Source organism: Sinomonas sp., from assembly GCF_036848755.1.
Lineage (GTDB): Bacteria > Actinomycetota > Actinomycetes > Actinomycetales > Micrococcaceae > Sinomonas.
The window spans coordinates 20873-45649 of sequence record NZ_DAIUJO010000015.1; the positions used below are offsets into that span (position 1 = coordinate 20873).

Genomic DNA, 24777 nt, shown 5'->3' on the forward strand with positions numbered 1-24777 from the left:
CCGAAGTTGAGACCGGTCTCAAACTGACCGACTGAGACCGGTCTCACCGAAGCGAAAGACGGACCTATGAAAAGCATCAAAGCAGCGGCGCTCGCCGCGGCGGCCGCCCTGGCCCTCTCGCTGTCCGCCTGCGGCGGCTCAAGCACCGCGTCCACCACCGACAATCCATACGGACTCATCACGCCCGGCCAATTCCGTGTCGCCAGCGTCGGCGACTCGAAGCCCTACACCTTCACCGACTCCTCCGGAAAGTTCACAGGGTTCGACGTCGAACTCTTCACCGACGTAGCCCACCGCATGGGCATCAACAACGTGGTCTTCACCGGCCAGGACTTCTCCGCCATCCTGCCCGCGGTTGCCAATGGGCAGTTCGACGTCGGTGCGGCCGCGATCGGCATCACGCCGCAGCGCGAACAGACCGTCGACTTCTCCGACGGCTACCTCGCCGGGTACCTGACGGTCCTCACGGCAAAGTCCTCATCGGTCACGAACACCGACAGCCTCACGGGCAAGCGTCTGGGCGTGGTGCAGGGAACCCTGCAGGAGACCTACGCCATGAAGAACTTCCCAGGCGCCAACCTCGTCCGGTTCCCCGACAACAATTCCGCCGTCGCCGCACTCAACTCCGGCACCATCGACGCCCACTTCCTCGACTACGAGGCAGCAAAGGACTACGTCTCCAAGTTCGGCCTCAAGGACGCCGTTGACATCCCGTCGTTCGATGCGCCGGCTGGCTTCGCGATTGCCAAGAACAAGCCGGCCCTCAAGGATGCGCTGAACAAGGCGCTCAAGGCCGCGATGGCCGACGGAACGTGGAAGCGCCTCTACCAGAAGTGGTTCCCGGGCTCACCCATGCCGAAGCAGTACCTGCCGGCCTCCGACCAGTAAGTGAGCGGGCGGAGGCGTCCACCCCGACGCCTCCGCCCGCCTCGACGGAAAGCACCACCATGGACCCGCTCAGCAACCTCCTCAAGACCTTCTTCGACTTCCAGGCGATGGCCGACGTCCTGCCCCAACTGCTGCAGGTAGGCCTCAAGAACACGCTCGTCATCTCGGTCTCCGCCACGGTGATCGGCTGCGTCCTCGGCATGATCGTGGCCCTCATGGGCATCTCTCCCTCCGCCTGGCTGCGATGGCCGGCCCGGGTGTACACCGACTTGTTCCGCGGACTTCCGGCCATCCTCACGATCCTCCTAATCGGCCAAGGGTTCGCCCGCCTGAGCCAGCAGATCTTCGGCCCGAGCCCCTACCCGCTCGGCATCATCGCCCTGAGCCTCATCTCGAGTGCCTATATCGGGGAGATCTTCAGGGCCGGGATCCAAGCGGTGGACAGGGGCCAGCTCGAGGCCTGCCGTGCCCTCGGCATGGGATACGGGCGCGCGATGCGTCTCGTCGTCGTCCCGCAGGGGATTCGTCGGGTGCTTCCCGCGCTCGTCAACCAGTTCATCGCCATCATCAAGGACTCGAGCCTCGTCTACTTCCTCGGCCTCCTGGTCTCGGAGCGTGAGCTCTTCCGCGTTGGCCAGGATGCCGCCGTCGTCAGCGGCAATCTCTCGCCGCTCGTCCTCGCGGGCCTGTTCTACCTCGTCATCACGGTCCCGCTCACCCATCTGGTCAACTTCATCGACCAGCGGTTCCGCACCGGGCGTCGCAGGCCGGCGCCGCCGGTTTCAGGTCTTCGCGAGGTCGTCGAACTCGAGGCCGCCGGAGCAGCAGAAAGCAGATGACCATGACCCTCTCAACGGAAACCCGCAGGCGCACCATGACAGACCCCACGCACGCCTACTCCGGCGCCGGCATCGAACTCAAGGACCTGACTCTGGCCTACGGCGAGATCGACGTGGTCCGGAACATCAGCCTCCGCGTGCAGCCCGGAACCACCACCTGCATCATCGGGCCGTCCGGCTCGGGCAAGTCCACCCTGCTCCGCGGCATCAACCGACTCCACGAGCCGAAGTCCGGAGACGTGCTCCTCGACGGAACCTCCACGCTGGGCCAGCACCCGGACCAGCTCCGCCGCAAGATCGGGATGGTCTTCCAGCACTTCAACCTCTTCCCCGACCACACCGCTCTCGAGAACGTGGCACTCTCCCCGTGGAAGGTCAACGGGCTCTCCAAGAAGGCGGCCTTCGAGCTCGCCTCTGCCCGGCTCGACGAAGTCGGCCTCCGGGAACGTGCGGACCACAAGCCCCGGGACCTCTCCGGCGGCCAGCAGCAGCGCGTTGCCATTGCCCGCGCCCTCGCGATGGAACCCCAGGTCATGCTCTTCGACGAGGCGACGTCCGCCCTCGACCCGGAGCTCGTGAACGGGGTCCTCAACCTCATGGCCAGCCTCAGCGGCCGCGGCATGACCATGCTCGTCGTCACCCACGAGATGGGCTTCGCGAGGAGGGCAGCGAATCAGGTCGTGTTCATGGACGAGGGGCAGGTCGTCGAGGCAGGCACTCCCGAGGACATCTTCGACCGGCCGCAGTCGGCGCGACTCCAGCGGTTCCTCTCGGAGGTGCTGTGATGATGGCCCGGCTGCCGATCTCCACGGCCATCGTCGGCTTCGGGGTCTCGGGAAGCGTCTTCCACGGTCCCCTGGTCGGAGCGAACCCGTCGTATGCGGTCGCTGCCGTCGTGACAGGCAACCCGGCGCGCGCCGCAGCGGCCCGCCTCCGCTTCCCCGGCGCCCTGATCGTGCCCGACTACTCGGCGCTCCTCGCGCTCGTCGACGACGGAACGCTCGAGCTCGAGCTCGTCATCCTCGGCACGCCACCTGCGCTCCACCGCGAGCAGGCGCTGGCCGCCGTCGCCCGCGGCCTGCACGTCGTCGTCGACAAGCCCTTCGCGGCCTCGGTCGAGGATGCGCAGGCGATGATCGACGCCGCCCAGCAGGCGGGGACGCTGCTCACGGTCTTCCAGAACCGCCGCTGGGACGGAGACTTCCTGACGGTCGCCGAGCTCGTCCGCTCCGCGCGGCTCGGCGAGGTGCGCACCTTTGAATCCCGCTTCGAGTGGTGGCGTCCCGAAGGCTTCGGGAACTGGCGCGACCGCACGGCCGTAGACCAAGGCGGAGGCCTCCTGATCGACCTCGGCAGCCATCTGATCGACCAAGCCGTGCAGCTCTTCGGCCCCGTCGAGGAGGCGCGGGCCGACCTCCGGAGGTACAGCCCTGGGCAGGGTGGGGACGAGGACAGCTTCGCCGAGCTGAGGCACGCCTCCGGCGTCACGAGCCGGCTCTGGATGAACGGACTCGCGCCCGCCCTCGGGCCGCGGTTCCACGTGCTCGGCAGTCAGGCGGGATTCACCTCGTGGGGCCTCGATGGGCAAGAGCCAGCTTTGGCCGCGGGCGCCGATCCTGCGAAGCCCGGCTACGGAGCAGTCCCGTCGCGCGAGCCAGCTCGGCTCGCGGACGGCAGCTCCACCCTCGACGTCGGCCTCATCCAGGGGGACTATCCAGCCTTCTACCGCCTGCTCGCGGACGCCATCCACCGCAACGGGGCGCTCCCGGTCGATCCCGCGGACGCGCTCGCAACCCTGAGGATCATCTGCGGTCTCCACGAGACCACGCCGATCCGGGCCCTCGCCTACACCTGAGAAGAAGACACCAGAGGAAGAATCACGAATGTCTGAGCACGAGAACCCGCGCTATCCCTCCAACCGCCGTCGCGTCGCCGTCGTCGGCGGGGGCGTCATCGGCGTCTCCACCGCCGTCCACCTGCTCCGTTCCGGCGCCGACGTCACGCTCCTCACGGAGGGCGAACTCGCTTCCGGCGCCTCAGGGCGGTCGCTGTCCTGGCTCAACTCGGCCGGAATCCGGAGCCGCGAGTACCACGCCCTGCGCATGGCGGGCATCGACAGGTACCGGACGCTGTTCGCCGCGGATCCTTCGCGGGACTGGCTTCAGTTCGGCGGGGGGGTCTACTGGGACAACGACGACCGCTCCGCCGCAGCCCGGCACGCGTACGAGCGGTCCCATGGCTACGACTCCCACCTCGTCGGTCCCGACACCGTCGCCGCCTTCACCCCGGGCCTGAATGCGAGCGCGCTCGCGCCCACGTCCGTCTACAACCCTGGGGAGGGGTGGGTCAGCCTCCCGGACCTCATCGAGCACCTCATACAGGAGTTCACGCGCCGCGGCGGGGCCCTCAAGACGAACGCGGGGCCAGCCCGCGTGGAGGTCGACGACGCCGGGCGGGCCACCGCCGTCGTCACCCCTGCCTTCGGCACCCTCGAGGCCGACGCCGTCGTCGTCGCCTGCGGTGCCCACACGCCTGACGTCGTCGCGCCCCTTGGAGTGCGGATCGACAACGGCTCTCCGGTTTCGATGCTCGTGGTGACCGAGCCGCTCGACCACGACGTCAAGGCGGTCCTCAACACGCCCCGGGCGGCCATCCGACCGAACCCGGGGCACACGATCGCCATCGACCACGACTGGTACGAGGAGCACATCGTCCGCGACGAGGCGGGGGGATACTCCATTCCGGAGCCCGTCGTCGGCGAGCTCCTCGCCGAGGCCAGCCGGCTCATCGATGGGGCTCCCGAGCTCAAGGCCGCGTCCTGGAAGATCGGCCTCAAGCCGATCCCCGGCGACGGCGAGCCGGTATTCGGCGAGCTCCAGAAGGTCCCCGGGTGCTTTGTGGCGTTCACCCATTCCGGCGCGACGCTCGCGCTCATCGCGGGCGAGCTCCTCGCGGACGAGGTGCTCAGCGGGCGCCCGCACCCCATGCTGGCGGCATTCCGGCCGGAGCGGTTCGAGCAGAACTAGCCCCCGCACAAGGATCGGCTTTTGGCGGGCGCGGGGGCGCCCGCCAAAGGCTGATCCTTGCGTTCGCCGAGCAGGTGGAATCGCGGGGGACGCCCACGTTTCTGCGCGGCATTCCCTTTACAGTATTTGTCACAGGCTGCGGCAAGAAGCCCGGCCCTCGACAGAAGGGGATCCATGGAGCGCCTGCTCGATGTCCTATTGCTCGGGCGCTACAGATTCCACGAACTGAGCCTGCGCGGGCGGGTCGTGCTGAGCCAGCTGCCGTTGAACCTCACCATGCTCCTCTCCGCAGCGGTCCTCGCCGCATCCGCGCCCAGCGCACTCGCCGACCCGCTGTTCCTCCTGGGTCAGGGCACCGCACTGGCGCTGCTGGCCCTGTCCGCCGCCGTGCCGTGGGGGCGGCTGCCCTACCCGTCCTTCCTCGCGGTTCCCCTGCTGGACTTCGTCCCCGTAGGGCTGGTGAGGGCGTCGTCCTCCGACGTGCTCGCGGGGCTGGGGCTGCTCGCCGTCTTCCCCATCATGTGGCTGGCCGGGTCCGGATACCGGCCGAAGGCTGTCGTCCCTGTGGGCGCCCTCGCGCCGTTGCTGATCGTCTGGGTGCCCATCCTGGCCTCCGGCAGCGCCACCCTCCGCACCCTCGCCGCGCAGCTCGTGTACCCGTTCATGATGCTGGCCATCGGCGTTGCCACCTCCGTCCTGACGGCCAGCAACGACGCAGAGAAGGCCAGGTCCGCGGAGCTCCTGGAGAGGAGCGAGACTCGCTACAGACTCCTGGAGACCGTGCTGGAGACAGTGGACGTCGGGGTGGTCGTCATCGATGCCGACGGCCACGACCTGCTGATGAACGCGCGCCAGCGCTCACTGCACCAGGCCGCCCTTCCGGCGGGAGTCGACGACGCGCCGGAGGCACAGCTCCTGGTCTACCGGGACGGCGCCGAAGTCCCCGCCGAGCCCCGGGACCGCCCCGTGGCGCGGGCGCTGGCAGGGGAGGACTTCGCCCACGAGGTCTACCGGCTGGGCCGGGGTGCGCGAGCGCGATCCGTCTCGGTCTCCGCCGGCACCTTCCGTGACGGCGCCGGACGGCGCGCCGGGACCGTCCTTGCCTTCGCCGACATCACGGACGTCCTTGCGGCGGTGCGGGCGCGGGACAGCTTTCTGGGCGCGATGTCGCACGAGTTCCGCACGCCGCTGACCAGCATCATCGGCTACACAGAACTGCTCCAAGGCGAAGCGGCCCTGACGCCGGACGGCCGGGCAGACCTGCATGTGATCGCGCGCAACGCAGCCCACCTGAAGAAGATGGTCGAGGACATTCTGGCAGCTGCTACCACGGGCGCTGCGACAGCCGTTGCCTGGACCAGACTTGATGTGGCGGAGCTGGTGCGCGACGCCGCCGCCAGCGCTGCCCCCGAAGCAGATCAGGCAGGGCTCCGGATTTCCGTGAAGGCCGACGAGCCCCTGCCCGTCCTGGGCGATCGGACGGGTCTGACCCGGGTCCTGGACAACCTCGTCTCCAACGCCCTCAAGTACTCCTCGGGCGGCACCGAAGTCTCCATGGCTGCCGCAAGGGACGGGGAATGGGCGGTGGTGACCGTCGAGGACCAGGGCATGGGAATGTCCCCGGAGGACGTCAAGAGGGCGTTCACCCGCTTCCATCGCAGTGCCGAGGCGAAGCGCTCGGGCACCCCCGGCACGGGCTTGGGGCTCGCCTTGGCGCACGAGGTCGCCGTCCAGCACGGCGGAAGCCTTGACTGCACGAGCGAACTCGGCGCGGGCAGCACGTTTACCTTCCGGATACGAGCCCTCAGCGAGGCCCCGGCGTAAGCCATCGGTGATCAGCCCCGCGTCGTCCATGAAACCGTCAGCTATTTCGACGGGGTCAACTTCCATTCGGTCGGGGAAGCCGGCGGTGGACCAGTGCCGCCGCCGGCTTCCCGTACTTCCACCTCAAGTGGGGTGGGACCGGCCTCAGACGGACGTGAACCCTCCGTCGATCAGCACGTTCTCGCCCGTGATCATCGCGGCCGCGTCGCTCGCGAGGAACGCGATGAGCGCGGCGACTTCCTCGGGCTGTGCGAAGCGGCCCACGGGGATCTGGGCCTTGGCCTTCTCCCCTTTCTCTCCGGCCCACGCCTGCTTGCCAAGAGGCGTCTCGACGACGGTGGGAGAGACTGCGTTGACCGTGATCCCCCGGCGTGCCCACTCGAGGGAGAGAACCCGCGTCAGCCCGACAATCGCCGCCTTGCTCGCGCAGTAGGCCGCATGCTGGTCGAGTCCGACGACGGCAGCCTGTGAGGCGAGGTTGATGATGCGCCCGTATCCGGCGTCGAGCATGAGGCGCCCCGCGGCCTGAGCCATGTAGAAGCTCGCGCTGAGGTTGACGTCGATGGTGGCCTGCCATCGTTCGGCCGAGACCTCAGTCGCGGGGTCAAGCAGGGCAATGCCAGCGGAGTTGACGAGGATGTGCGGCGTGCCCGCTTCGGCCAGGACGAACTCGAAGACCTCATGGGCTGCGGTCGGGGCCGTCAGGTCCTTGGTGATTCCATGGTGCCCGGAGCCGGGGAGGCCGGCCACGATATCCGTGACCTGCTCGGCAAGGTCGACCCCCACGATCCGTGCTCCACGCTCTGCGAAGTGACGGGCGACCGTGAGGCCGATTCCACTCGCAGCCCCGGTGACTACCGCGGTCTTCCCCGCGAACGACTGATCGGCGGTCATCGGATTCCCGCTACGGCATAGATGGCATCGATCGTGGCCATGTTGTCGACGTAGTCCGGGCCTTCCGTCGCCAGCGGCCTCTCCAGGCGGAGGCCGTCGACCACTGCGGCGAGCTGATGGTCGTACGTGTCGAGGCCCGCCACCGTCGAAACATGGGTGAGGCCACCACGCTCGATCTGAATCGAGTGCCCCCGGGCGGGGAAGACCATGTTCTCGACCCGGAGCCTTCCCGCCTCGCCGATGACCGTGAGACTCGACTCGAGGGTGACCGTCGGCTCCATGCTCGCCCTGATCAGCCCCTGCACGCCACCCTCGAACTCGAGAGCCGCCTCGATGCTCAGGTCCGCGCCGAGAGGATTCCTCTCGGCACTCGCCCGGGTCACGGTCGGCTCGCCGAACAGCGTCCTGACCCAGTGAACCGGGTAGCAGCCCAGGTCCATGAGAGCGCCCCCACCGAGTTCCGGGACGTGCCGGATTGACGCGGGGTTGAAGGGGTTTGCGCCGTTGAATACGGCCGTCACAGAGCCGACCGGGCCGAGCTGTTCGGATCGGATGAAATCCCTGATCCAGGCTTGAAGGGGGTGGTAGTAGTCGTGGAACGCCTCGAACGCCCGGCGGCCGGTCTGGTTGGCCGCAGCCAGAATTGCCTTCGCCTCCGACGAGTTCATCGTCATCGGCTTCTCGCACAGAACATGCTTCCCCGCCTCGAGGGCGGCGATGGTCCACTTGGCATGCTCTGAAGGAGGCAGCGCTACGTAGACCAGATCCACCGACTCGTCGGAGAGGAGGTCCTCGTAGCGCGAGTAGGCCGTCGGGATCCGATGACGAGCCGCGAAGTCGGCGCCGTCGCGACGTGAAGCGACAGCGACAAGCTCGACGTCGTCCCGCCGACGCGCCGGAGCAATCAGGGCCTTGGGGGCGATCCCGGCTGCGCCGAGCAGGCCGACGCGAAGTGTTGCCGCCCCCATCAGGCCAACCAGTATTCCGAAGGCGGGACGAACGCTTCGAGCTCGGTCCACAGGGCATCGGGAATCTCGAGTTCGGCGTACCCGAGGGTCTGGGCCACGCGCTCCGGCGACGAAATGCCGACGACCGTTGCGTCGACGAACTCGGCGCGAAGCGAGAACTGGAGGGCGGCCGCAGGGAGGGGCACTCCGTATCGCTCGCAGGCCGCGGCCATGGCGCCGGCCGCCTCGGCCACGCGATCATCGCGTTCCCCGTAGCCGTACTTGGTCTGCACGTCGGGCCCTTTGGCGAGCATGCCACCGCCGTAGGGGGCGGCGTTCACGACGCCGATGCCCCGCTCGTGCGCCGACCTGAACAACTTCTCCGCCGAGCGATCGAGCAGCGTGTACCGGTTGTGGCTGAGCAGGACGTCGAACTGCCCTGTGTCCAGGTAGCGGGCCAGCAGATCCACCGGTCCCCCCGCGACGCCGATGTGGTCGACGCGGCCGTCCTCGCGCAGCCGCACGAGCGCTTCGACGGGACCGCCCGCCGCGACGCCCTCCTCGAACGAGATCCGCTCGGGGTCGTGCAGGTAGAGCAGGGGAACCCGGTCGACGCCGAGGCGCTCGAGGCTTTCCTCGTACGAGGCCAGTACGCGCTCGCCGGAGAAATCGCCCGTTAGGGGATCGGGGTCGACCTTCGTCGCGAGCACGACGTCGGCCGGCAGGCCCCCGTGGGCCGCGAGGGCCACGCCGATCCGCTTCTCTGCTTCACCGTGCTCCCCGTACCCGTTGGAGGTGTCGATGAAGCGAAGGGGGCTATCGAGCACGGCGGCGATGGTGCTGACAGCCCGCTCGTCGCTCACGTCGTAGCCGTAGAGCCTGGCCATGCTCGCCAGCGGGCTCGTACCGACGCACAGTTCCGTGACCTTGAGCCCGGTTGAGCCCAACGGACGAGTGGTGAGAGTCACGAGGCGTCCTCCAGTACTGGGGCGCGGTCGGCGAATGCCTGGTGGGCTGCGTGGTAGGCATCGACGATGCGGTCGAGGATCTCCTCGGTGGCAGCGTCGCCGCGGGCAGTCTCGGGGTGGGATTCACGCCAGTCGAGCATCCGCCTCACGGCCCGCTCGAACGTGAGCCGGGGTGCGAAGCCGGGGACGAAACGGCGGATCTTGGAGTTGTCGAACACGGCCGAGTGCCCGAGGTCGCCGACGAACTCTCCGGACCAGAACCACTCGGGGGCCACCACGGGGTAGAGCTCGCTCGCAACGTGCACGAGGCGCGGCTGAACCCCCAACGCCGCGGCGAAGAGGGTGTAGATCTGGTTCCAGGTGAGGACGTCGTCGCCCGTGATGTGGAACGTCTCGCCGATGGCGCGGTCGCTGCCGAGCAGCCCGACCAGGCCTTGGGCGAAGTCCTCCGCGTGGGTGAGCGTCCACAGCGACGTCCCATCGCCGTGGACGGGGATCTCGGCGCCCCGGGCAATGCGGTCGACGACGGTCCACCCGCCCGGCAAGGGCGGATTGGCGTCGTCATACGTGTGCGATGGGCGGACCACGGTGACCGGGAAGCCCTGCTCGCGGTAGGCGCGGGCGAGCGCTTGCTCTGCCCGCCATTTGGCCGTGGCATAGGGAAGGGGCGGGTTGGGGCCCACGGGGGTGGATTCCGTGATGGGGGTCAGCAGAACGGGCTTGGCATAGATGGAGCCGGAGCTGATGTGCACGTACTGGCGCGTGCGGCCCGCGAACAGCGCGACCCAGCGCGCGACGTCGTCCTCGTCGTACGAGAGGAAGTTCACCACGGCGTCGAACTCGCGGTCCCCGAGGGCAGCGCGGAGGGTGCCGTCGCCGGTGACATCGCCGGTCAGCTGCTCCACCTCCGGAGGCAGGGACCGACCGGCCCGGTTGGCTCCCCGATTCAGAACGGTCACGGCCATGCCGTGGGCGGCGGCGAGCCGCACGCACGAGGCACTGATGGTGCCCGTTCCACCTATGAACAGCACCCTCAGAGGCGCCGCATCGTACTTGTGCAACAAGACTTCTCCCTTCACTGGCCTGCCGTCTTCCTTCACTTGCCTGCGTACCAGTCTTCGAAGCCGTTCTCAACGAGGGAGATGAGCACGTCCTCGCTGCGGATGCCGAGCGGGGCAAGCTTGGCGACGAGGGTTTCGAAGAACTTTCGCTTCACCGCGACCGGGTACATGTGCACGGCCGTCACCTGGATGAGCAGGAGAGTGCGGCGGTCGACGCCGTTGTACCCGGCATCGAACTTCAGCTCACCACTGTCATGGGGTCGGAAGACCTGGAAACGGTCGTCGGCGGGGATGCCCAGCGCCTCGATCTGGGCGTCGTGGATTGCGCTGCCGATGGCCTCGGACGAGCTGTCGTAGAGCCCCCGGTCGAGGTCGACCTGAATGAGTGGCATTCAAACTCCTTGGAATCGGATCATTTGATAGCGCCGGCCGAGAGGCCGCGCTCGAACAGGCCCTGCAGGCACAGGTAGGCGACCACCTCAGGGATCGCGGTCAGCACTGCGGAAGCGAGGATCTTCGTCTGGTCGTTGCTGAACTCGCCGACGAAGAACTGGGGGACGAGGGTGATGGTCTGCATGTCCTGCGACTGCAGGAACACGAGGGGCATCAGGTAGTCGTTCCACGCTCCGATCAGGGTGAAGATCAGCACGGCCGCGGCGATAGGCCTGGTGAGCGGGATGACAAGGTGGATGAAGCCCCGAAATGAATTCGCGCCGTCCACGCGGGCCGCCTCGAACATCTCGTCGGGCAGGCCGTGGATGAAGTTGCGCGTCAGCAGAACCGCAAACGGCACCTGCAGCGCGGCCAGAGGCAGAATGACGGCCCAATAGGTGTTGAACAGGCCGACGGCCTGGGTCGTGGTGAAGAGCGGGGTCAGCAGAACGACCTCTGGCAGGGTGAGGCAGGCCAAGAGCATCCAGAAGTAGACCTCGCGGAAGCGGATCCGCAGCTTTGCGAACCCGTAGGCCGCGAGCATCGTCACCGCGTAGACGAGCACGATCACGCCGCCAGCGATCAGGGCGCTGTTCACGAAGAACCGGAAGAAGCCCGGCACTTGGAGGACGTCGCGGTAGTTGGCCCAGCCGTCGCCGGCGAGCGAGCCCTGCACCATCGCGATGAGAGGGAACAGGTACGGCAGGACGAGCAACGTGGCGATCAGCTGAAGGAGCCCCTTGCTCCACCATTTGCGCACCTCGAACATCAGCGTCTCCCCGTCCTCTCGCGCGCCGCCACCTGCAGGATGATCGCCATGATGAGGGCGACGACCAACAGGATGATCGACAGAGCCGCCCCGTAGCCGACGTGGGCGAGCTGGATCGTCATCTGGTAGATGTAGGTGCCGAGGAACTGCGTCGAGTTGTTCGGCCCGGCGATGGTGACGAGCCACGGGACGTCGAAGGTCTTCAGGGCGCCGATCGCGCTGAGGATCCCGAGCGAAACCGTGGTCCCCCGAAGGTTCGGCCAGATGATGCTCCAGAGGACGCGGATGTTGCCCGCTCCGTCGATCCGGGCTGCCTCGATGAGGGACTGGTCGATCTGGCTCATCGCCGCGTAGTAGAGCACGAACGTGAGGCCCGTCCACTGCCAGATCGTGATGGCCATGATCACCGGCAGCGAGGTGGAGGTCTGGCCGATCCACGGTTGCGCGAGGAACCCGAGGCCGAGGTGGCCGAGCACCGCGTTGAACTGGCCGTTGGCGGCGAAGATCTGGCGGAACACGGGGGCCATGATGGCCGGGGCCAGCACAACCGGCACGAAGATGATGACCTTGTAGAGCGTGGCGAGCTTGATGCGCGAGTGCATGATGACCGCGAAGACCACCCCGAGCGCGGTCTGCAGGACGAAGGTGGTCACGAAGAAGGCCGCCGTGTGCTCGATGGCCTTCCAGAACACCGGATCGTTGAAGATGTTGGCGTAGTTGCGTAGGCCCACGGAAAGCGGCTCGGGGCTTGCGCCGTCCCAGTTGAGGGTCGAGATGTACACCGTGTACCCGATGCAGTAGTAGATCAGTCCCACTCCGAGCACGAGGGCGGGAAGGATCCAGGGCAGGCCCGACGCTTGGAGACGGGGGCCGCGCGGCCGGCTCGGGGAGCCAGCCGCGCGGATCACCCGCTCTGGGGTGGAGACGGTCATTGCTTCTGCGCCTTCATCACTTGTTCTGCGCCTTCGCCGCATCTGCCGCTTGCTGCAGAGTCGTCGCCGCTGCCTGCGGCGTTGCGCTGCCGCTCGCGACCGACTGCGCCGCGGCAAGGAACGCGTTCTCGATGTCTGAATTGAGCAGGGCGAAGCGCGGCTCGTTCACCGAGGCCAGGTTCTTCAGGTACTGGTTGACCGGGGCGCTCTGCTGGGCAGGGTCCACGAACTTGATGGTGTTGAAGTCCGGGGCCACGCCGCTCAGCACCGGGGTGGTGTCGAGTCGGTCGGCGACGACCTGCTGGCCCTTGGTGCTGGTCGCCATCCACTTCACGAACGTCTCGGCGGCTGCTCTGTTCTGCGACTTGCTCGCGACCGCCAGCCCGTAGTCAGCGTCGCCGAACATCTCGCTCGTGTTGCCCTTGGCCGCCACATCTGGGAACTGCATCGGCAGAATCGGGAACGGCTTGGCGCCGGCGACCCCCGCGGCCGAGATCGACTGGGTCATCGCCGCTTGGGTTGCGTACTGGGTGTACCAGCTGCCCATCATCACCATCGCGTACTTGCCGGTGAGGAACGCGTTGTTGACGTCGGGGTACTGCTGTGCACCGAGAGCGCCGCTCTGCATGATGCCGCTGCCGAAGAGGTCCTTCCAGATGGAGAGCGTCTGGACGATTTGGGGCGAATCCCATTTCGCGTCGCCCTTGGATGCCTTGGTCCAGTAGCCGGGCTCGACCGAGTTCGAGATGGCCTGCAGGGTGTCCTGATCGAAGCCTTCCTGCGCTGCGCCCTGGGCGAAGCAGCCGACCCCATGGCTCTGGAAGGTCTGGCAGACCTGCTTCCACTGGTCGAGGGTCTTCGGCGGCTGGAGCCCGTACTTCTTGAAGAGGTCCGCGTTGTACCAGAGCGAACCAGCGTAGGAGGAGCCGATGGGCATTGCGGTCAGCTTGCCGTTCGAGGTGAGGCCGTCGACGGCGATGCTGGAGATCTTCGACTTCCAGTCGCTGCCGAGCGCCCCCTGTGCCGTGGAGCTGAGATCCTCGGCATAGCTCCCGAACTGCTGCACGTAGGCGCCGGGCTGCAGGTCGTATACGTCTGGCCCGTTGTTGGAGGCAAGGGCAGGGCGCATGGTGGCCTGGTAGTCCGAGATGCCGACGAGCTTGTAGTTGACCTTGATGTCCGGGTACTCCTTGTTGAACGCGGCGATGAAATCGTTCGCCTCGTTGGTGTTGGTCGGAGTCCACCCCCACCAGTTGATGGTGCCGCTCGTCGCTGAGCCGGCTGAGCCCTGGCTGCTGCCGCCTGAGCAGGCGACGAGGCCCAGGCCTGCCAGGCCTGCTGCCGCCAGGGCAGCGAGCGACCGGAGCGTGGTCTTCGATCTGAAATGGATTCGCATGTCAGTCCTCTTGTCGCGGATACAGCACTGTGTCCGGGTGAGCGCCCAAGCCGGGGGACCGGGCTACGTGAGGCCGTCAGGCTCGGTGAGGCCTCGTCGTCCTGCTCGCGAGTCCGTAGGACTCGCCTTTGTCACTCGGGACCAATGAGACGAATCTAACGAGCACGAAAATTTCCGTCAAGGTTTACAAGAAGACTCGAAACTTTTCGTTGGGACGACATGCGGAAGTCTGGCGGAGCACTGCGGTGGCAGCTGGGGAGACCTAGCCGCGTGGGCGGGCGCTGCTCTCCCTCACGACGAGGGAGGTGGCCATGTCGACCCGGCTGAATGCGAGCTCCGGCTCGTCGCGCAATCGCGTGAGAAGGTGCATGGCCTGCTCTGCCATCTCGGCGAGGGGCACCCGGACAGTGGTGAGCGGCGGCCCGACCCACTGGGCGATCGGGAGATCGTCGTAGCCGACCACCGAGAGATCGTCCGGGATGCGCAGTCCAAGTGAGCGGGCCGCCTCGTAGACGCCGAGAGCCTGTAGGTCGCTCGAGGCGAAGATCGCCGTCGGGGGCTCGGCTCCCGAAAGCAGATCGCGCCCCTCGGTGACGCCGTCGTCGCGGTGGAAGCCCCCCGGGCGGATGTAATCACGCCGAACCGGGATCCCGGCGGAGTCGAGCGCCGCCCGGTAGCCCGAGAGCCGCGCGGTGGAAGCCATCATGCTCTCAGGCCCCGTGATGATCGCGATGCGCTCGTGGCCCAGTGCGATCAGGTGCTGAGTGGCGAGGAAGCCGCCGTTCCAGTCGGCGGAACCGATGGAGGGGGCATCGGTCGTGGGGGCGCCGTACGGATCCATCATGACGATCGGGATGGCGCGGCTGCGCAGCCGCGCCAAGTCCTTCTCGGGCAGCAGGGCGGCGACCAGGATGATGCCGAGGGGCTGGCGGCGCAGCACCCCGTCAATCCAGTCCGGCGCCGGCAGGTGGGTGTCCTCGGCGCTCGCGACGACCATCCCGACGCCCTGTTCCCGGGCGGCCCGCTCGATCCCAGAGATGGCCGCGCCGGCGAAGGGGCTGTCCAGTTCGTAGCACAGGACGTCGATGAGCGGGGCAGTGCTCTGGGCGCTGAGGCGCCGGTTGTAGTTGCGTTCCTCGAGGAGGGACTCGATGCGGCTGCGGGTCTCGTCCGAGACGCCGGTGCGGCCGTTCAGGACCTTGGAGACGGTTGCGACGGAGACCTTCGCCAGGGCGGCGACCTCCGAGAGGGTGGCGCGCGCAGCCTGCGTCTCGCCCGTCGCGTCGTTCACCATGGGCCTCATGGTATCGGGGCTCGAACCCCGTGGCCGCCCTGTCTGCCCGGGCGGTTGACGACGTGCTGGCGAGCTCATAGCCTGACTCTCAGATAATTTTCTCTTTAACTAGGAAAACTTGCTAAGAAGAGGATATCAGGGCCATGACCGACCGAGAGCAAGATCTCGAATCATCTTCCGAGTTCGGCCGCTATCCCTCTCTCGCCGGACGCACGGCTTTCGTCAGCGGCGGCGCGACAGGGCTCGGGGCCGAGTTCGTCTCGCAGCTTGCCGCGCAGGGGGTCCGGGTGGCCTTCGTGGATCTCGACGAGGCGGCCGGAGCGGAGCTGGCGGCAGGAATAGCAGGGCGAGGCGATCCCGAGCCGTTCTTCCAAACCGTCGACGTTCGGGACATCACGGCGCTGCAGGGGTCGATCCTCAGGGCCTCCGATCACCTCGGCCCCATTACGGTGCTGGTCAACAATGCAGCGAATGACACCCGTCGCGGGGTCAAGGGGATCGACCCCGCTGCATGGGACGACGGCATCGCCGTGAACGTCCGCCACCACTTCTTCGCCACGCAGGCCGTCTGGCCCCTGATGAAGGCGGCGGGTGGAGGTTCGGTCATCAACCTCGGTTCGATCAGCGCCCACATCGATCTGGTCGACCTGCCCGTCTACATCACGGCCAAGGCGGGCATCGAGGGGCTGACCCGCACTCTTGCCCGAGAGCTGGGCCCGGACCGCATCCGGGTCAACTGCATCATCCCGGGCTGGATCATGACTCCCCGGCAGCTCGACAACTGGGTCGGCGAGGCGGAGCGCGAGAAGATCCTCGCGGCGCAGTGCCTGCCCGAGCTGCTGTATCCGGCTGACGTTGCCCGCCTGATGCTCTGGCTCGCCGCAGACGATTCGCGCCTCGCGACGGCGCAGACCTGGGTCGTGGACGGTGGTTGGCAGTGAAGGCGGAACGGCTGACGGCGCCGGTCACGTGGCACGGCGAAGGGCCGTTCTGGGATCGCGTCGGGCAGCGCATGCTGGTCGTCGACATGCTCGCGGGGGCCGTCGTCGACCTCGCCTCGCTTGAGCGCACCGCGCGCTACGACGTCGGCAGCCGCGTGGCTGCGGTGATCCGGCGGCGAGCGGGAGGAGGCTTCATCGTGGCAACCGAGCACGGCTTCTCCCTTTTCGACGAGGCTTTTTCCCTCGAACGCCAGCTGCCCGACGTGCTGGCCGACGCCGGCGTCAGGCTCAACGAGGGCGGATGCGACCCCCAGGGGCGCTTCTACTGCGGTTCGATGGCGTACGACGCGACTCCGGGCGCGGGATCGGTGTGCAGGCTCGAGGCAGACGGTTCAGCCTCTGTCGCCTTCGGCGGAGTCACCATCTCCAACGGGCTGCAGTGGAGCGGTGACGGCTCTCTCGCGTATTACGTCGACACTCCCACGCGGCGAATCGACGTGTTCGACTTCGACAGCTCGGACGGCTCGTTCCACGGCAGGCGTCCTTTTGCAGAAATGGACGACGACGTCGCGGGCCTTCCCGACGGAATGGCAATTGACGCCGAGGGCGGCCCATGGGTGGCTCTCTGGGGTGGCGGTGCCGTGCACCGCTACGATCCCGACGGCCGCCTCACGGAAGTCGTGGAGGTCCCGGGGGTGAGCCATACCAGCGCCGCGGCGTTCGGCGGTCCGGCGCTCGACACGCTGTACATCACGTCCTCGCGGCAACACCTCCCCGTCGGCGCAGAGCCAGCGGCCGGCTCCGTGTTCGTCCTGCAGCCGGGTGTCCGCGGAGCTGCCCTGCACGACTATGCCGGGTGAGGCACGAAGCGCACATCCGCCCGTTGCCTAGCCCGCAGAACCCTTCGCTGGTCCCGACAGAAGTGGTTGACACCTCGGAGGGCGTTCTCTAGCCTGAGCAACAACGAAAATGATCGTAAATAGAAAGAAACTTTTCGCATATGGAGGTAGGCACATGACTGAGGAGCGCCCGCCCGGGTTCGTCCGCACCGAGGGATCCCGGTTCCTCGACGGATGGGGCCAGCCCATCCGCTTCACCGGCGTATGCATCGGCGGATGGCTCAACATGGAGAATTTCATCACCGGCTATGCGGCCAACGAGACCCTGATGCGGGAGAAGGTCGCCGGCGTCATCGGTGCTGATCGCGCCGAGCGCTTCTTCGAACGGCTTCTGAAGTCCTTCTACAGCGAAGCAGACGCGGCTTTCCTCGGATCGCTCGGGATGACGATCATCCGCATCCCCGTCAATTACCACCACTTCGAGTCGGACGATGACCCGTTCACGATCCTGCCGGACGCCTTCGACCACCTCGACCGCGCCATCGAAGCATCAGGCCGGCACGGAATCTATTCGATCATCGACCTGCACGCCCTGCCCGGGAGCCAGAACCACCACTGGCACTCCGACAATTCGACCCACGAGCCGCATCTCTGGCGGCACCCGCACTTCCAAGACCGGGTGGAGAACATCTGGAAGGCGATCGCCGAGCACTACAAGGACAACACCTGGGTCGCGGGGTACAACCTCATGAACGAGCCAGCGGACGAGTCCCGCGCCGTCGTGGGCCCACTCTACCGCCGGCTGTTCGAGACGGTGCGCGCCATAGATCCGGACCACACGGTCTTCCTCGACGGCAACACCTACTCGACCGAGTTCGACATGTTCGACGCCGAACCCTGGCCGAACACCGTCTACACCCTGCACGACTACGTCGCGTCGGGCCTCGGCCGGGGAGGCGACTATCCCGGCTATACCGACGGAACCTACATCGACAGAGAGTATGCGAGGAAGAAGTTCCTCCAGCGCTCCGAGTACGCGCGCCGCACCGGCACGCCGATCATGGTCGGCGAATTCGCACCCATCTATACCGGCGACGAACGAGTAGACGCCATGCGCCGGCAGATCCTCGCCGACCAGCTCGAGCTGTACCGCGAGTTCGACGTCAGCTGGACGAGCTGGATGTACAAGGACCTCGGGCGCCAGGGGCTCGTGAACGTAGCGGAGCATTCGCCGTACCGGAAGCGCTTCGATGACTTCGTGGCGAAGAAGAATCGGCTCGCCGCGGACCAATGGGGTAGCGACCGGCTCGGCGGGGAGGGCGTTCGGGAGGTCAGCCAAGCGGTGCAGGATCTGATGGCCCGCGAGTTTCCGGCATGGACGCCGTACCCATGGGGCCGTTTCGATACCGTCTCGACGGTCCTCAACAACCTCCTCTTCGCCCAGCCGCTCGCGGAGGACTACGCCGAGCGGTTCCGCGGGCTCACCGACGATCAACTCGACGCGCTCGCGGACTCGTTTTCCTTCGAGCAGTGCGTGGTGCGCGAGAGCCTGCGCGAGCAGCTGGTGTCCGGCCAAGACCCGAAGCCGATCCCCGCGACGCCCTCCGGGCAGGCATAGGCTGTGCGCGCCGTCGTCCTTCGCTCCCCGGGTGAGCCGCCCCAGCTTGAAGACGTCGAGCTGTCTGCGCCTCGCCCCGGCGAGCTGCTCGTCCGCATCGAGGCCGCGGGCGTCTGCCACAGCGACTACCACTACATGGTCGGCGACTTGAGCGCTCCGCTGCCCCTCGTGCTCGGGCACGAGGGCGCGGGGGTCGTCGAGGAGGTCGGGCCGGGCTCGTCCGGTCGCATCCGGGCGGGGGACAGGGTGGCCCTTCTCTGGCGGCCCCGCTGCGGGCAGTGCGCCGCGTGCCTCTCCGGCAATCCGGTGCTGTGCGAGCTGGGCGGGGTCCAGGCCGCGGCGGGCGGACTGCCGGACGGCACCTCGAGGCTTTCAACGGCCGACGGCGGTGAGCTGCACCATCTGATGGGCGTCTCGTGCTTCGCGGAACGGGCCGTCGTCAATGAGAACGCGGCCGTGGTTGTTCCTGACGGCGTCCCGCCCGAGGTCGCGGCGATCTCGGCGTGCGCGGTCATCACCGGCGTCGGCGCCGTGTTCCACGAGGTGCGGGAAGCCGCCGGGCGGCCACTGCTCGTCCTGGGCGCTGGCGGCGTCGGGCTCTCGAGCGTCATGGGGGCTGCGCTCGTCGGTGCGCACCCGCTCATCGTCGTCGACGTCGACGAGGCCAAGCTCGAACTCGCCAAGCAGCTCGGCGCGACCCATACGGTCAACGCCCGCGAGGACGACGTCGTCGGGCGCGTCGCGGCGATCACGCGAGGCTCCGGCGTGCCCTGGGCGATCGAGGCGATCGGCCGGGCCCAGACGCTCGAACAAGCCCTGACCTGCGTGGCGCCGGGTGGAACGCTCGTCGCCGTCGGCCTCGGGGCATCCGACGCTGAATTCCCCGTTCCGCTGAACCAGCTCGTACAGCGGCAGAAACGGGTTGTCGGTTCGCTCTACGGTTCGAGCAATCCACCGCTCGACCTGCCCCGCATCTTCGGGCTCTATCTCGCCGGAAAGCTGCCGCTCGACAAGCTGGTAGGCGACCGGCTGCCGCTCGCGGAGTTCGGGGAAGCCTACGCACGACTCACCGCCGGCGCCGTCGGGCGCGGCATCCTCGTGCCCTAGGGCCGGTCCAACGTGAAGGAGGAAGAAGCAGATGGTCCGCTCACAGGGCTGGTACGGCGGCGAGGGTCGCGATCCCTTCATCCACCGTGCGTGGATGCGGCGCGGCGCGCCTGACCATGCGTTCGACGGGCGTCCACAGATCGCCATTGCGAATACCGCGAGCGATCTCACGCCCTGCAACCTGCACTTCAACGAGGTTGCCGAGTACGTCAAGCAGGGAGTGTGGGAAGCAGGAGGGGTGCCGGTGAATCTGCCGGTCGTCTCGTTGGGCGAAACCCTCGTGAAGCCGACGGCGATGCTGTGGCGGAACATGGCTGCGATGGCCGTAGAGGAGATGCTGCGCGCCAACCCAATCGACGCCGTCGTCCTGCTCGGCGGCTGCGACAAGACCATTCCTGCTCTGCTCATGGGCGCCGCCTCAGTTGACCTGCCCGCCGTCGTCCTGCCCGGAGGGCCGATGCTCAATGGCTACTTCCGCGGCGAGCGGATGGGCTGCGGGACCGGGGTGTGGCAGTTGTCGGAAGAGGTGCGCGCGGGCACGCTGGCTCCGGAGGAGTTCGAGGCCAGCGACAAGAAGATGATCCGCAGCAAGGGGCACTGCAACACGATGGGAACGGCCTCCACGATGGGGCTTCTTGCGGAAGCGCTCGGAATGACCATTCCCGGCGTGGCCGGAACGCCCGCAGCCGACAGCCGGCTGCTCGAGGCTGCGCACGCTTCAGGTCGACTCGCGGTGGAACTCGCGCTCGAGGACCGGCGCATCTCCCAGGTGATCACGAAGGAGTCGTTTTACAACGCCATCGTCGCCCTCGCCGGCATCGGCGGCTCGACCAATGCCGTCGTCCACCTGCTCGCGATCGCTGGCCGCCTTGGAATCGATCTCACCCTCGAGGACTTCGACCGCATCGGCGGCAAAGTGCCCCTGCTCGTGAACCTCCAGCCCGCAGGCCGCTACCTGATGGAGGACCTCTTCCGAGCCGGAGGGTTTCTCGCGGTGCTCGACCAACTCGTCGACCTGCTGGAACCGGCGGCGCAGACGGTCACGGGCCGACCCCTCACCGACTATCTCGGCGGCCACGAGGTGTGGGACCGCGACGTGATCTCCCTGCGTTCCGACCCCCTGCAGGACGACGCCGGCATCGCCGTCCTCCGAGGCAATCTCGCACCGCGGGGGGCCATCATCAAACCCGCCGCCGCGACACCGGAGCTGCTCGTTCACACCGGGCGAGCGGTCGTCTTCGACTCCATCGAGGACGCACACGCGCGTCTCGACGATCCGGACCTCGACGTCGACCCCGATTCGGTACTCGTTCTCCGCGGATGTGGCCCGAAGGGCTACCCGGGCATGCCAGAGGTAGCCAATATGCCCCTGCCGCCGAAGCTGTTGAAGCAAGGGGTGCGCGATGTGGTCCGCATCTGCGACGGACGCATGTCGGGCACGGCCTATGGAACCGTCGTACTCCATGTCGCACCGGAGGCCGCGGCGGGAGGCCCGCTCGCCCTGGTGAGGGACGGTGACCTCATTTCCCTCGACGTGCCCAACCGTCGTCTCGACTTGCTCGTAGACGACGCCGAGCTCGCAATTCGGCAGACCGCACCGCGCGCGGCCGAGGCTTTCGCACGCGCGGAGCGCGGCTGGCAGAAGCTCTACATCGACCATGTGCAAGGAGCGGAGACGGGCGCCGATCTCGACTTCCTCGTCGGCTCGAGCGGATCCGTGGTCACGCGCGAGTCCCACTAACGGCAGGGCCGTGGGCGGGAGGCGAGGGCAGTGGCTGTGCCGAGCAAATATACGCGTGGCCGTGCCGACGCTGCTTCTCGGCGCCTTCTCGTGGCTATGACGCCGGTCCTAGAATTTGGGCATCCAAAGCGGGAACCGGCGGAAAGGGCATCAGCCATGATCGTCATCGAGCAGGTACGCGAAGGAATGCACGTCGTCGGGCCGGACGGGAAGAAGATCGGCAAGGTCGACGACCTGAAGATGGGCGACCCCGAAGCTGTGACCGCCGACGGGCAGACCGATCCCAAAACCGGGGGGCTCGTCGGCACTCTCGTCGACGGCTTTGCCGCAACCTCCAAGCTGCCTCGGCACACCGCCGAAAGGCTTCTGCGGGTGGGCTATGTGAAGGTCGACAAGGCTGGCCTGTTCGCGGGCGACGAATACGTCGCCGCGGACGAGCTGGACCGGGTCGAAGGCGACACGCTCTGGCTCAAGCCGCGCACCGGCGAGTAGACGGCCGGAGCCCCGACAGCAGCAGCCGCCCATATCACTGCTGGGCTCACGACGGGTGCGCCAGCCGGCATCCGAAGACGACGACTGGATGCCAGTCGGACGGCACTGCGGCCGCGGGGCTGACCCCTGCCGCTTCGAGCCACTGGGACAGTTCCCCCGGATCGTCGAAGTCCAAGGCCGCTGCTCCTTCGGTGCGCCCCGCGAAGAGCGCAGCATCCTCGGGGCGCCCGACCATGGCCCTCCAGCGGCTGCCGGCGTTGGTGGTTCCACGACGTCTGACCTCAAGCCACAGCTGTTCTGGCTCGACCGGGCAATCGGCCTGATACTCGGTGCGGCCGTGGCCGCCCTCCCCGACCGAGTCGCACAAGGCCATCCCGGACCCTCCTCTGCTCTTCCAGCTCCCTGTGGTGATCGTGCCCCGCCCTCTGACGTCCGAAACGCCCACGACCGGGCGCCTCCGGGACCTCACCCTCGGACCTGCGCTCCTCAGCAGAGGCGGTGCTGGACACCCCAGGCGCCGGTGGCGGCCCGGCCGGCAACGGCCGCGCCGGCCCTCCGAGCTGGGTCTGCCACAGCCTGCAGCACGGCGGCCGCCCCGAACGGCGACCGGCGACGCCTGATCTGGGCGGCGGCCGTCTCGCCGCCGCCCGCACTCCTACGGCCTCCCAGGGAGACCCCGCCCGGGTAGCGCCCGACGGCCAGACCGATTCTTACCGAGACCACAACTCTCAAAATGGGGGCAGACAGACCGTTCTGTCAACCCTCTGGGTGCCAGGTCCTTCCCCGCCGGCGTCTCCAGACGTTTGGGCCACCCCGCCTTCGCGCCTGCGGAGCGCCGGTTCCCCTCAAGGAGGACCCAAGACGGAAGGTGGCCCGAGGGTTGCCGCAAGAACCCCCAAGATCGGGCGGAACGGACCGGGACCGGGCCTAACGTGGAGCTGTCGGCACGATCCCTCTCTTCGGGAGCCTCGCGCTCCAGCAGAGGGGCCAGTCCGGAATTCGGCGGCCCCGGTTCGGGGAACCTCATCCTTCTTTCCTCCAGCCGCCGCTGAGCGTAGTCCGACACCCCCTGAAGACCAGGCAGCCCCTGGACATCACCCGGGCACGTCCGCGCCCGGCCAACGAAAGAGAATCCATGCGCAAGTCCTCCAAGATCATGCTCGCTGTCGGCCTCGGCGCCGCCGCCCTCGCTGGCGGCACGGCCTTCACTGGCACGGGTGTGACCGACAACGCCGGTGCCACCCAGTTCCTCGGCGGAACCGTCTCCCAGTCCGTCACTGGCGCGACCCTGTCGAACGTTTCCTACGGGTTCGCCGATGCCCCCGCGAACACCGAGGTCAACTCGGTCACCCTGACCTTCGGCGATGCCACCGGCGGGAAGACACCCACGATCTCGCTGAACAACGGCTCTGGCACCGCCTTCACGTGCACCGCGATCGACGGCACCAACTTCACGTCGACGTGCTCGCCCAGCACGAGCGGGACTTACCAGACCGGGCTGAGCAGCATCGCGGTCACCGTCAGCTAATCCGGGCCCCTCGGGTTCGGCCCGCGCCTGAGCCGGGCGGGCCGAACCGACCCCCTCACCCGTATTCCCATGCCGTTCAGGAGAGGAGGCGCCGGGGTGAAGAACCTGCTGCGTCGCCTGCTGGTCGTGTGCATGGCCATCGCCGCCGTTGCCGGCACCGCGCTGTGCCTGCTGCTGGCTGCGGGGCAGGCGCGCGTCGTCGTGACGCACGGGGTGAGCATGAACCCGGTCTACTACCAGGGCGACCTCGTCGTCGTCGCCCGCTCCCAGACTTACGCGGTCGGGGACATCGTCGCTTACCACGTCCACGGCGGCCCGGTGATCGCCCTGCACCGCATCATCGGCGCCAGCGCAGCTGGGTTCACCGTCAAGGGCGACAACAACCAGTCCACCGACATCGACCATCCTGCCGCCGCCCAGATCATCGGCAAGGCCCTCCTGCACATCCCCCAGGCAGGGACCGCGCTGAAGGCCCTCACCAGCCCGCCCGTCCTCGCCGTGGGCGCCTTTGCGCTTCTCGGCGGGGGCACCACAGCGCTGACCCGCCGCCAGCGGCGCCGCGCACGAAGGAAGACCGCCATGTCCAGGCACCTCGAACCCGCCAAGACCCCCCGTCCGAGCGCCCTCGCCGGGCTGCTCCGCCAGCCGTTCCGTCCTTGGACGGCCGCCGCGGCTGGCGCCGCCGCACTCTCCGCGGCCGTGGGCGTCTGGGCCTGGACCGGCCCCGCGGCCCCGAGCGCCCCTGCCGCAGCGGCCCAAGGAGAGAGCATGGCCTTCTCCTACAGCGCCCCGGTGCGTGAGAGTCCGGCCTATGACGGGACCACGGCCTCCTCCCCGGACCCGGTCTTCCGCCGCGTCCTGGCGGGGAACGTCGCGGTCGCCTTCACGTACCACGGGCCGGCCGGAACCGTCGCCGTGGACGCCGAGCTCTCCAACGCCGGGGGCTGGCACACCACCATCCCCCTGACTCCCGCGACCGCCTTCGCGGGGAACGTCTACAGCGGGACCGTTCAGTTGGACCTCCAGGCACTTGACGCCCGGGCCCAAGCGGCGGCCCAGGCCAGCGGGACCCAGTCATCCCCAGTCACGGTCGCGGTCGTCCCGACCATTCACGCCGACGGCACTGACTACCGTCCCGCCCTCAGGCTCGCCCTCACCCCGATGCAGCTGAGCCTCGCCAACCCCGCGGGCCTCAGCGCCCAGAACACCCCCGCTCCCGCGATGGCAGCGGCGCCGCGCGC

General features: G+C 67.8%; 23 protein-coding genes and 1 pseudogene. 14 read left to right on the forward strand and 10 right to left on the reverse strand.

Annotated features, from left to right (window positions below; genetic code table 11):
* Positions 1 to 66: 66 nt before the first annotated feature.
* From V7053_RS03890 to V7053_RS03915, 6 genes and pseudogenes are all read left to right on the forward strand, one after another.
* Positions 67 to 888, forward strand: a complete 822-nt coding sequence (locus V7053_RS03890; protein WP_334170959.1) for an ABC transporter substrate-binding protein — start codon at positions 67 to 69, stop codon at positions 886 to 888.
* Positions 889 to 947: 59 nt separating this feature from the next.
* Positions 948 to 1727, forward strand: coding sequence for an amino acid ABC transporter permease (locus V7053_RS03895; RefSeq protein WP_334170960.1), 780 nt, complete (start codon positions 948 to 950; stop codon positions 1725 to 1727).
* Positions 1728 to 1762: 35 nt separating this feature from the next.
* Complete coding sequence (locus V7053_RS03900; RefSeq protein ID WP_443022502.1) at positions 1763 to 2512, forward strand: amino acid ABC transporter ATP-binding protein; 750 nt, start codon at positions 1763 to 1765, stop codon at positions 2510 to 2512.
* The gene (locus V7053_RS03905) at positions 2512 to 3582 is read left to right on the forward strand and encodes a Gfo/Idh/MocA family protein (protein ID WP_334170962.1); all 1071 of its coding nucleotides are present in this window, start codon (positions 2512 to 2514) and stop codon (positions 3580 to 3582) included. Before V7053_RS03900 ends, V7053_RS03905 begins: the two co-directional genes overlap by 1 nt.
* Before the next feature lie 19 nt (positions 3583 to 3601).
* Positions 3602 to 4753, forward strand: a pseudogene (locus V7053_RS03910) (NAD(P)/FAD-dependent oxidoreductase); the annotation flags it as partial.
* 174 nt (positions 4754 to 4927) lie between these two features.
* On the forward strand, positions 4928 to 6577 hold the full coding sequence (locus V7053_RS03915) for a sensor histidine kinase (RefSeq protein WP_334170963.1): 1650 nt from the start codon (positions 4928 to 4930) through the stop codon (positions 6575 to 6577).
* A gap of 144 nt (positions 6578 to 6721) precedes the next feature.
* Here V7053_RS03915 and V7053_RS03920 read toward each other — a convergent pair whose 3' ends face one another.
* From V7053_RS03920 to V7053_RS03960, 9 genes are all read right to left on the reverse strand, one after another.
* Complete coding sequence (locus V7053_RS03920) at positions 6722 to 7471, reverse strand: GolD/DthD family dehydrogenase (RefSeq protein ID WP_334170964.1); 750 nt, start codon at positions 7469 to 7471, stop codon at positions 6722 to 6724.
* The gene (locus V7053_RS03925) at positions 7468 to 8439 is read right to left on the reverse strand and encodes a Gfo/Idh/MocA family protein (protein ID WP_334170965.1); all 972 of its coding nucleotides are present in this window, start codon (positions 8437 to 8439) and stop codon (positions 7468 to 7470) included. The genes V7053_RS03920 and V7053_RS03925 overlap by 4 nt, the downstream gene beginning before the upstream one ends.
* Positions 8439 to 9386, reverse strand: coding sequence for an aldo/keto reductase (locus tag V7053_RS03930; RefSeq protein WP_334170966.1), 948 nt, complete (start codon positions 9384 to 9386; stop codon positions 8439 to 8441). The genes V7053_RS03925 and V7053_RS03930 overlap by 1 nt, the downstream gene beginning before the upstream one ends.
* Positions 9383 to 10450, reverse strand: a complete 1068-nt coding sequence (locus V7053_RS03935; protein WP_334170967.1) for an NAD-dependent epimerase/dehydratase family protein — start codon at positions 10448 to 10450, stop codon at positions 9383 to 9385. Before V7053_RS03935 ends, V7053_RS03930 begins: the two co-directional genes overlap by 4 nt.
* A 32-nt stretch (positions 10451 to 10482) precedes the next feature.
* Positions 10483 to 10839, reverse strand: a complete 357-nt coding sequence (locus V7053_RS03940) for a tautomerase family protein (RefSeq protein ID WP_334170968.1) — start codon at positions 10837 to 10839, stop codon at positions 10483 to 10485.
* Between the two features lie 20 nt (positions 10840 to 10859).
* The gene (locus V7053_RS03945; protein WP_334170969.1) at positions 10860 to 11648 is read right to left on the reverse strand and encodes a carbohydrate ABC transporter permease; all 789 of its coding nucleotides are present in this window, start codon (positions 11646 to 11648) and stop codon (positions 10860 to 10862) included.
* On the reverse strand, positions 11648 to 12580 hold the full coding sequence (locus V7053_RS03950; protein WP_334170970.1) for a carbohydrate ABC transporter permease: 933 nt from the start codon (positions 12578 to 12580) through the stop codon (positions 11648 to 11650). Before V7053_RS03950 ends, V7053_RS03945 begins: the two co-directional genes overlap by 1 nt.
* A 16-nt stretch (positions 12581 to 12596) precedes the next feature.
* Positions 12597 to 13976: an extracellular solute-binding protein gene (locus tag V7053_RS03955; RefSeq protein WP_334170971.1), complete on the reverse strand. Its 1380-nt coding sequence runs from the start codon at positions 13974 to 13976 to the stop codon at positions 12597 to 12599.
* 262 nt (positions 13977 to 14238) lie between these two features.
* Positions 14239 to 15270, reverse strand: a complete 1032-nt coding sequence (locus V7053_RS03960) for a LacI family DNA-binding transcriptional regulator (protein WP_334170972.1) — start codon at positions 15268 to 15270, stop codon at positions 14239 to 14241.
* A 143-nt stretch (positions 15271 to 15413) separates the two neighbouring features.
* Here V7053_RS03960 and V7053_RS03965 point away from each other — a divergent pair, with 143 nt between their 5' ends.
* The 6 genes from V7053_RS03965 (at position 15414) to V7053_RS03990 (ending at position 22008) form a co-directional block, all read left to right on the forward strand.
* The gene (locus V7053_RS03965) at positions 15414 to 16211 is read left to right on the forward strand and encodes an SDR family NAD(P)-dependent oxidoreductase (protein WP_334170973.1); all 798 of its coding nucleotides are present in this window, start codon (positions 15414 to 15416) and stop codon (positions 16209 to 16211) included.
* Positions 16208 to 17071 carry an SMP-30/gluconolactonase/LRE family protein gene (locus V7053_RS03970; RefSeq protein WP_334170974.1) on the forward strand — a complete coding sequence of 288 codons (864 nt, stop codon included), beginning with the start codon at positions 16208 to 16210 and terminating at the stop codon, positions 17069 to 17071. Before V7053_RS03965 ends, V7053_RS03970 begins: the two co-directional genes overlap by 4 nt.
* 154 nt (positions 17072 to 17225) lie before the next feature.
* Positions 17226 to 18668 carry a glycoside hydrolase family 5 protein gene (locus V7053_RS03975; protein ID WP_334170975.1) on the forward strand — a complete coding sequence of 481 codons (1443 nt, stop codon included), beginning with the start codon at positions 17226 to 17228 and terminating at the stop codon, positions 18666 to 18668.
* A 3-nt stretch (positions 18669 to 18671) separates the two neighbouring features.
* Complete coding sequence (locus tag V7053_RS03980; protein ID WP_334170976.1) at positions 18672 to 19775, forward strand: zinc-binding dehydrogenase; 1104 nt, start codon at positions 18672 to 18674, stop codon at positions 19773 to 19775.
* Between the two features lie 31 nt (positions 19776 to 19806).
* The gene (locus V7053_RS03985) at positions 19807 to 21516 is read left to right on the forward strand and encodes an IlvD/Edd family dehydratase (protein ID WP_334170977.1); all 1710 of its coding nucleotides are present in this window, start codon (positions 19807 to 19809) and stop codon (positions 21514 to 21516) included.
* Positions 21517 to 21672: 156 nt separating this feature from the next.
* On the forward strand, positions 21673 to 22008 hold the full coding sequence (locus V7053_RS03990; RefSeq protein ID WP_334170978.1) for a hypothetical protein: 336 nt from the start codon (positions 21673 to 21675) through the stop codon (positions 22006 to 22008).
* 46 nt (positions 22009 to 22054) lie between these two features.
* On the opposite strand, the gene V7053_RS03995 is transcribed toward V7053_RS03990, so the two are convergent.
* Positions 22055 to 22381: a hypothetical protein gene (locus V7053_RS03995; protein WP_334170979.1), complete on the reverse strand. Its 327-nt coding sequence runs from the start codon at positions 22379 to 22381 to the stop codon at positions 22055 to 22057.
* 762 nt (positions 22382 to 23143) lie between these two features.
* On the opposite strand from V7053_RS03995, the gene V7053_RS04000 reads away from it, so the two are divergent.
* Positions 23144 to 23536, forward strand: coding sequence for a hypothetical protein (locus tag V7053_RS04000; protein ID WP_334170980.1), 393 nt, complete (start codon positions 23144 to 23146; stop codon positions 23534 to 23536).
* Positions 23537 to 23632: 96 nt separating this feature from the next.
* On the forward strand, positions 23633 to 24777 hold a 1145-nt coding region (locus V7053_RS04005; protein ID WP_334170981.1), incomplete at its 3' end, for a signal peptidase I.

Excerpts from the sequence above, each read along its gene's own strand:
- V7053_RS03890 (WP_334170959.1), top strand. The coding sequence starts at position 67 with ATGAAAAGCATCAAAGCAGCGGCGCTCGCCGCGGCGGCCGCCCTGGCC.
- V7053_RS03895 (WP_334170960.1), top strand. The coding sequence starts at position 948 with ATGGACCCGCTCAGCAACCTCCTCAAGACCTTCTTCGACTTCCAGGCG.
- V7053_RS03900 (WP_443022502.1), top strand. The coding sequence starts at position 1,763 with ATGACAGACCCCACGCACGCCTACTCCGGCGCCGGCATCGAACTCAAG.
- V7053_RS03905 (WP_334170962.1), top strand. The coding sequence starts at position 2,512 with ATGATGGCCCGGCTGCCGATCTCCACGGCCATCGTCGGCTTCGGGGTC.
- V7053_RS03915 (WP_334170963.1), top strand. The coding sequence starts at position 4,928 with ATGGAGCGCCTGCTCGATGTCCTATTGCTCGGGCGCTACAGATTCCAC.
- V7053_RS03920 (WP_334170964.1), bottom strand. The coding sequence starts at position 7,471 with ATGACCGCCGATCAGTCGTTCGCGGGGAAGACCGCGGTAGTCACCGGG.
- V7053_RS03925 (WP_334170965.1), bottom strand. The coding sequence starts at position 8,439 with ATGGGGGCGGCAACACTTCGCGTCGGCCTGCTCGGCGCAGCCGGGATC.
- V7053_RS03940 (WP_334170968.1), bottom strand. The coding sequence starts at position 10,839 with ATGCCACTCATTCAGGTCGACCTCGACCGGGGGCTCTACGACAGCTCG.
- V7053_RS03945 (WP_334170969.1), bottom strand. The coding sequence starts at position 11,648 with ATGTTCGAGGTGCGCAAATGGTGGAGCAAGGGGCTCCTTCAGCTGATC.
- V7053_RS03950 (WP_334170970.1), bottom strand. The coding sequence starts at position 12,580 with ATGACCGTCTCCACCCCAGAGCGGGTGATCCGCGCGGCTGGCTCCCCG.
- V7053_RS03955 (WP_334170971.1), bottom strand. The coding sequence starts at position 13,976 with ATGCGAATCCATTTCAGATCGAAGACCACGCTCCGGTCGCTCGCTGCC.
- V7053_RS03960 (WP_334170972.1), bottom strand. The coding sequence starts at position 15,270 with ATGGTGAACGACGCGACGGGCGAGACGCAGGCTGCGCGCGCCACCCTC.
- V7053_RS03965 (WP_334170973.1), top strand. The coding sequence starts at position 15,414 with ATGACCGACCGAGAGCAAGATCTCGAATCATCTTCCGAGTTCGGCCGC.
- V7053_RS03975 (WP_334170975.1), top strand. The coding sequence starts at position 17,226 with ATGACTGAGGAGCGCCCGCCCGGGTTCGTCCGCACCGAGGGATCCCGG.
- V7053_RS03985 (WP_334170977.1), top strand. The coding sequence starts at position 19,807 with ATGGTCCGCTCACAGGGCTGGTACGGCGGCGAGGGTCGCGATCCCTTC.
- V7053_RS03990 (WP_334170978.1), top strand. The coding sequence starts at position 21,673 with ATGATCGTCATCGAGCAGGTACGCGAAGGAATGCACGTCGTCGGGCCG.
- V7053_RS03995 (WP_334170979.1), bottom strand. The coding sequence starts at position 22,381 with ATGGCCTTGTGCGACTCGGTCGGGGAGGGCGGCCACGGCCGCACCGAG.
- V7053_RS04000 (WP_334170980.1), top strand. The coding sequence starts at position 23,144 with ATGCGCAAGTCCTCCAAGATCATGCTCGCTGTCGGCCTCGGCGCCGCC.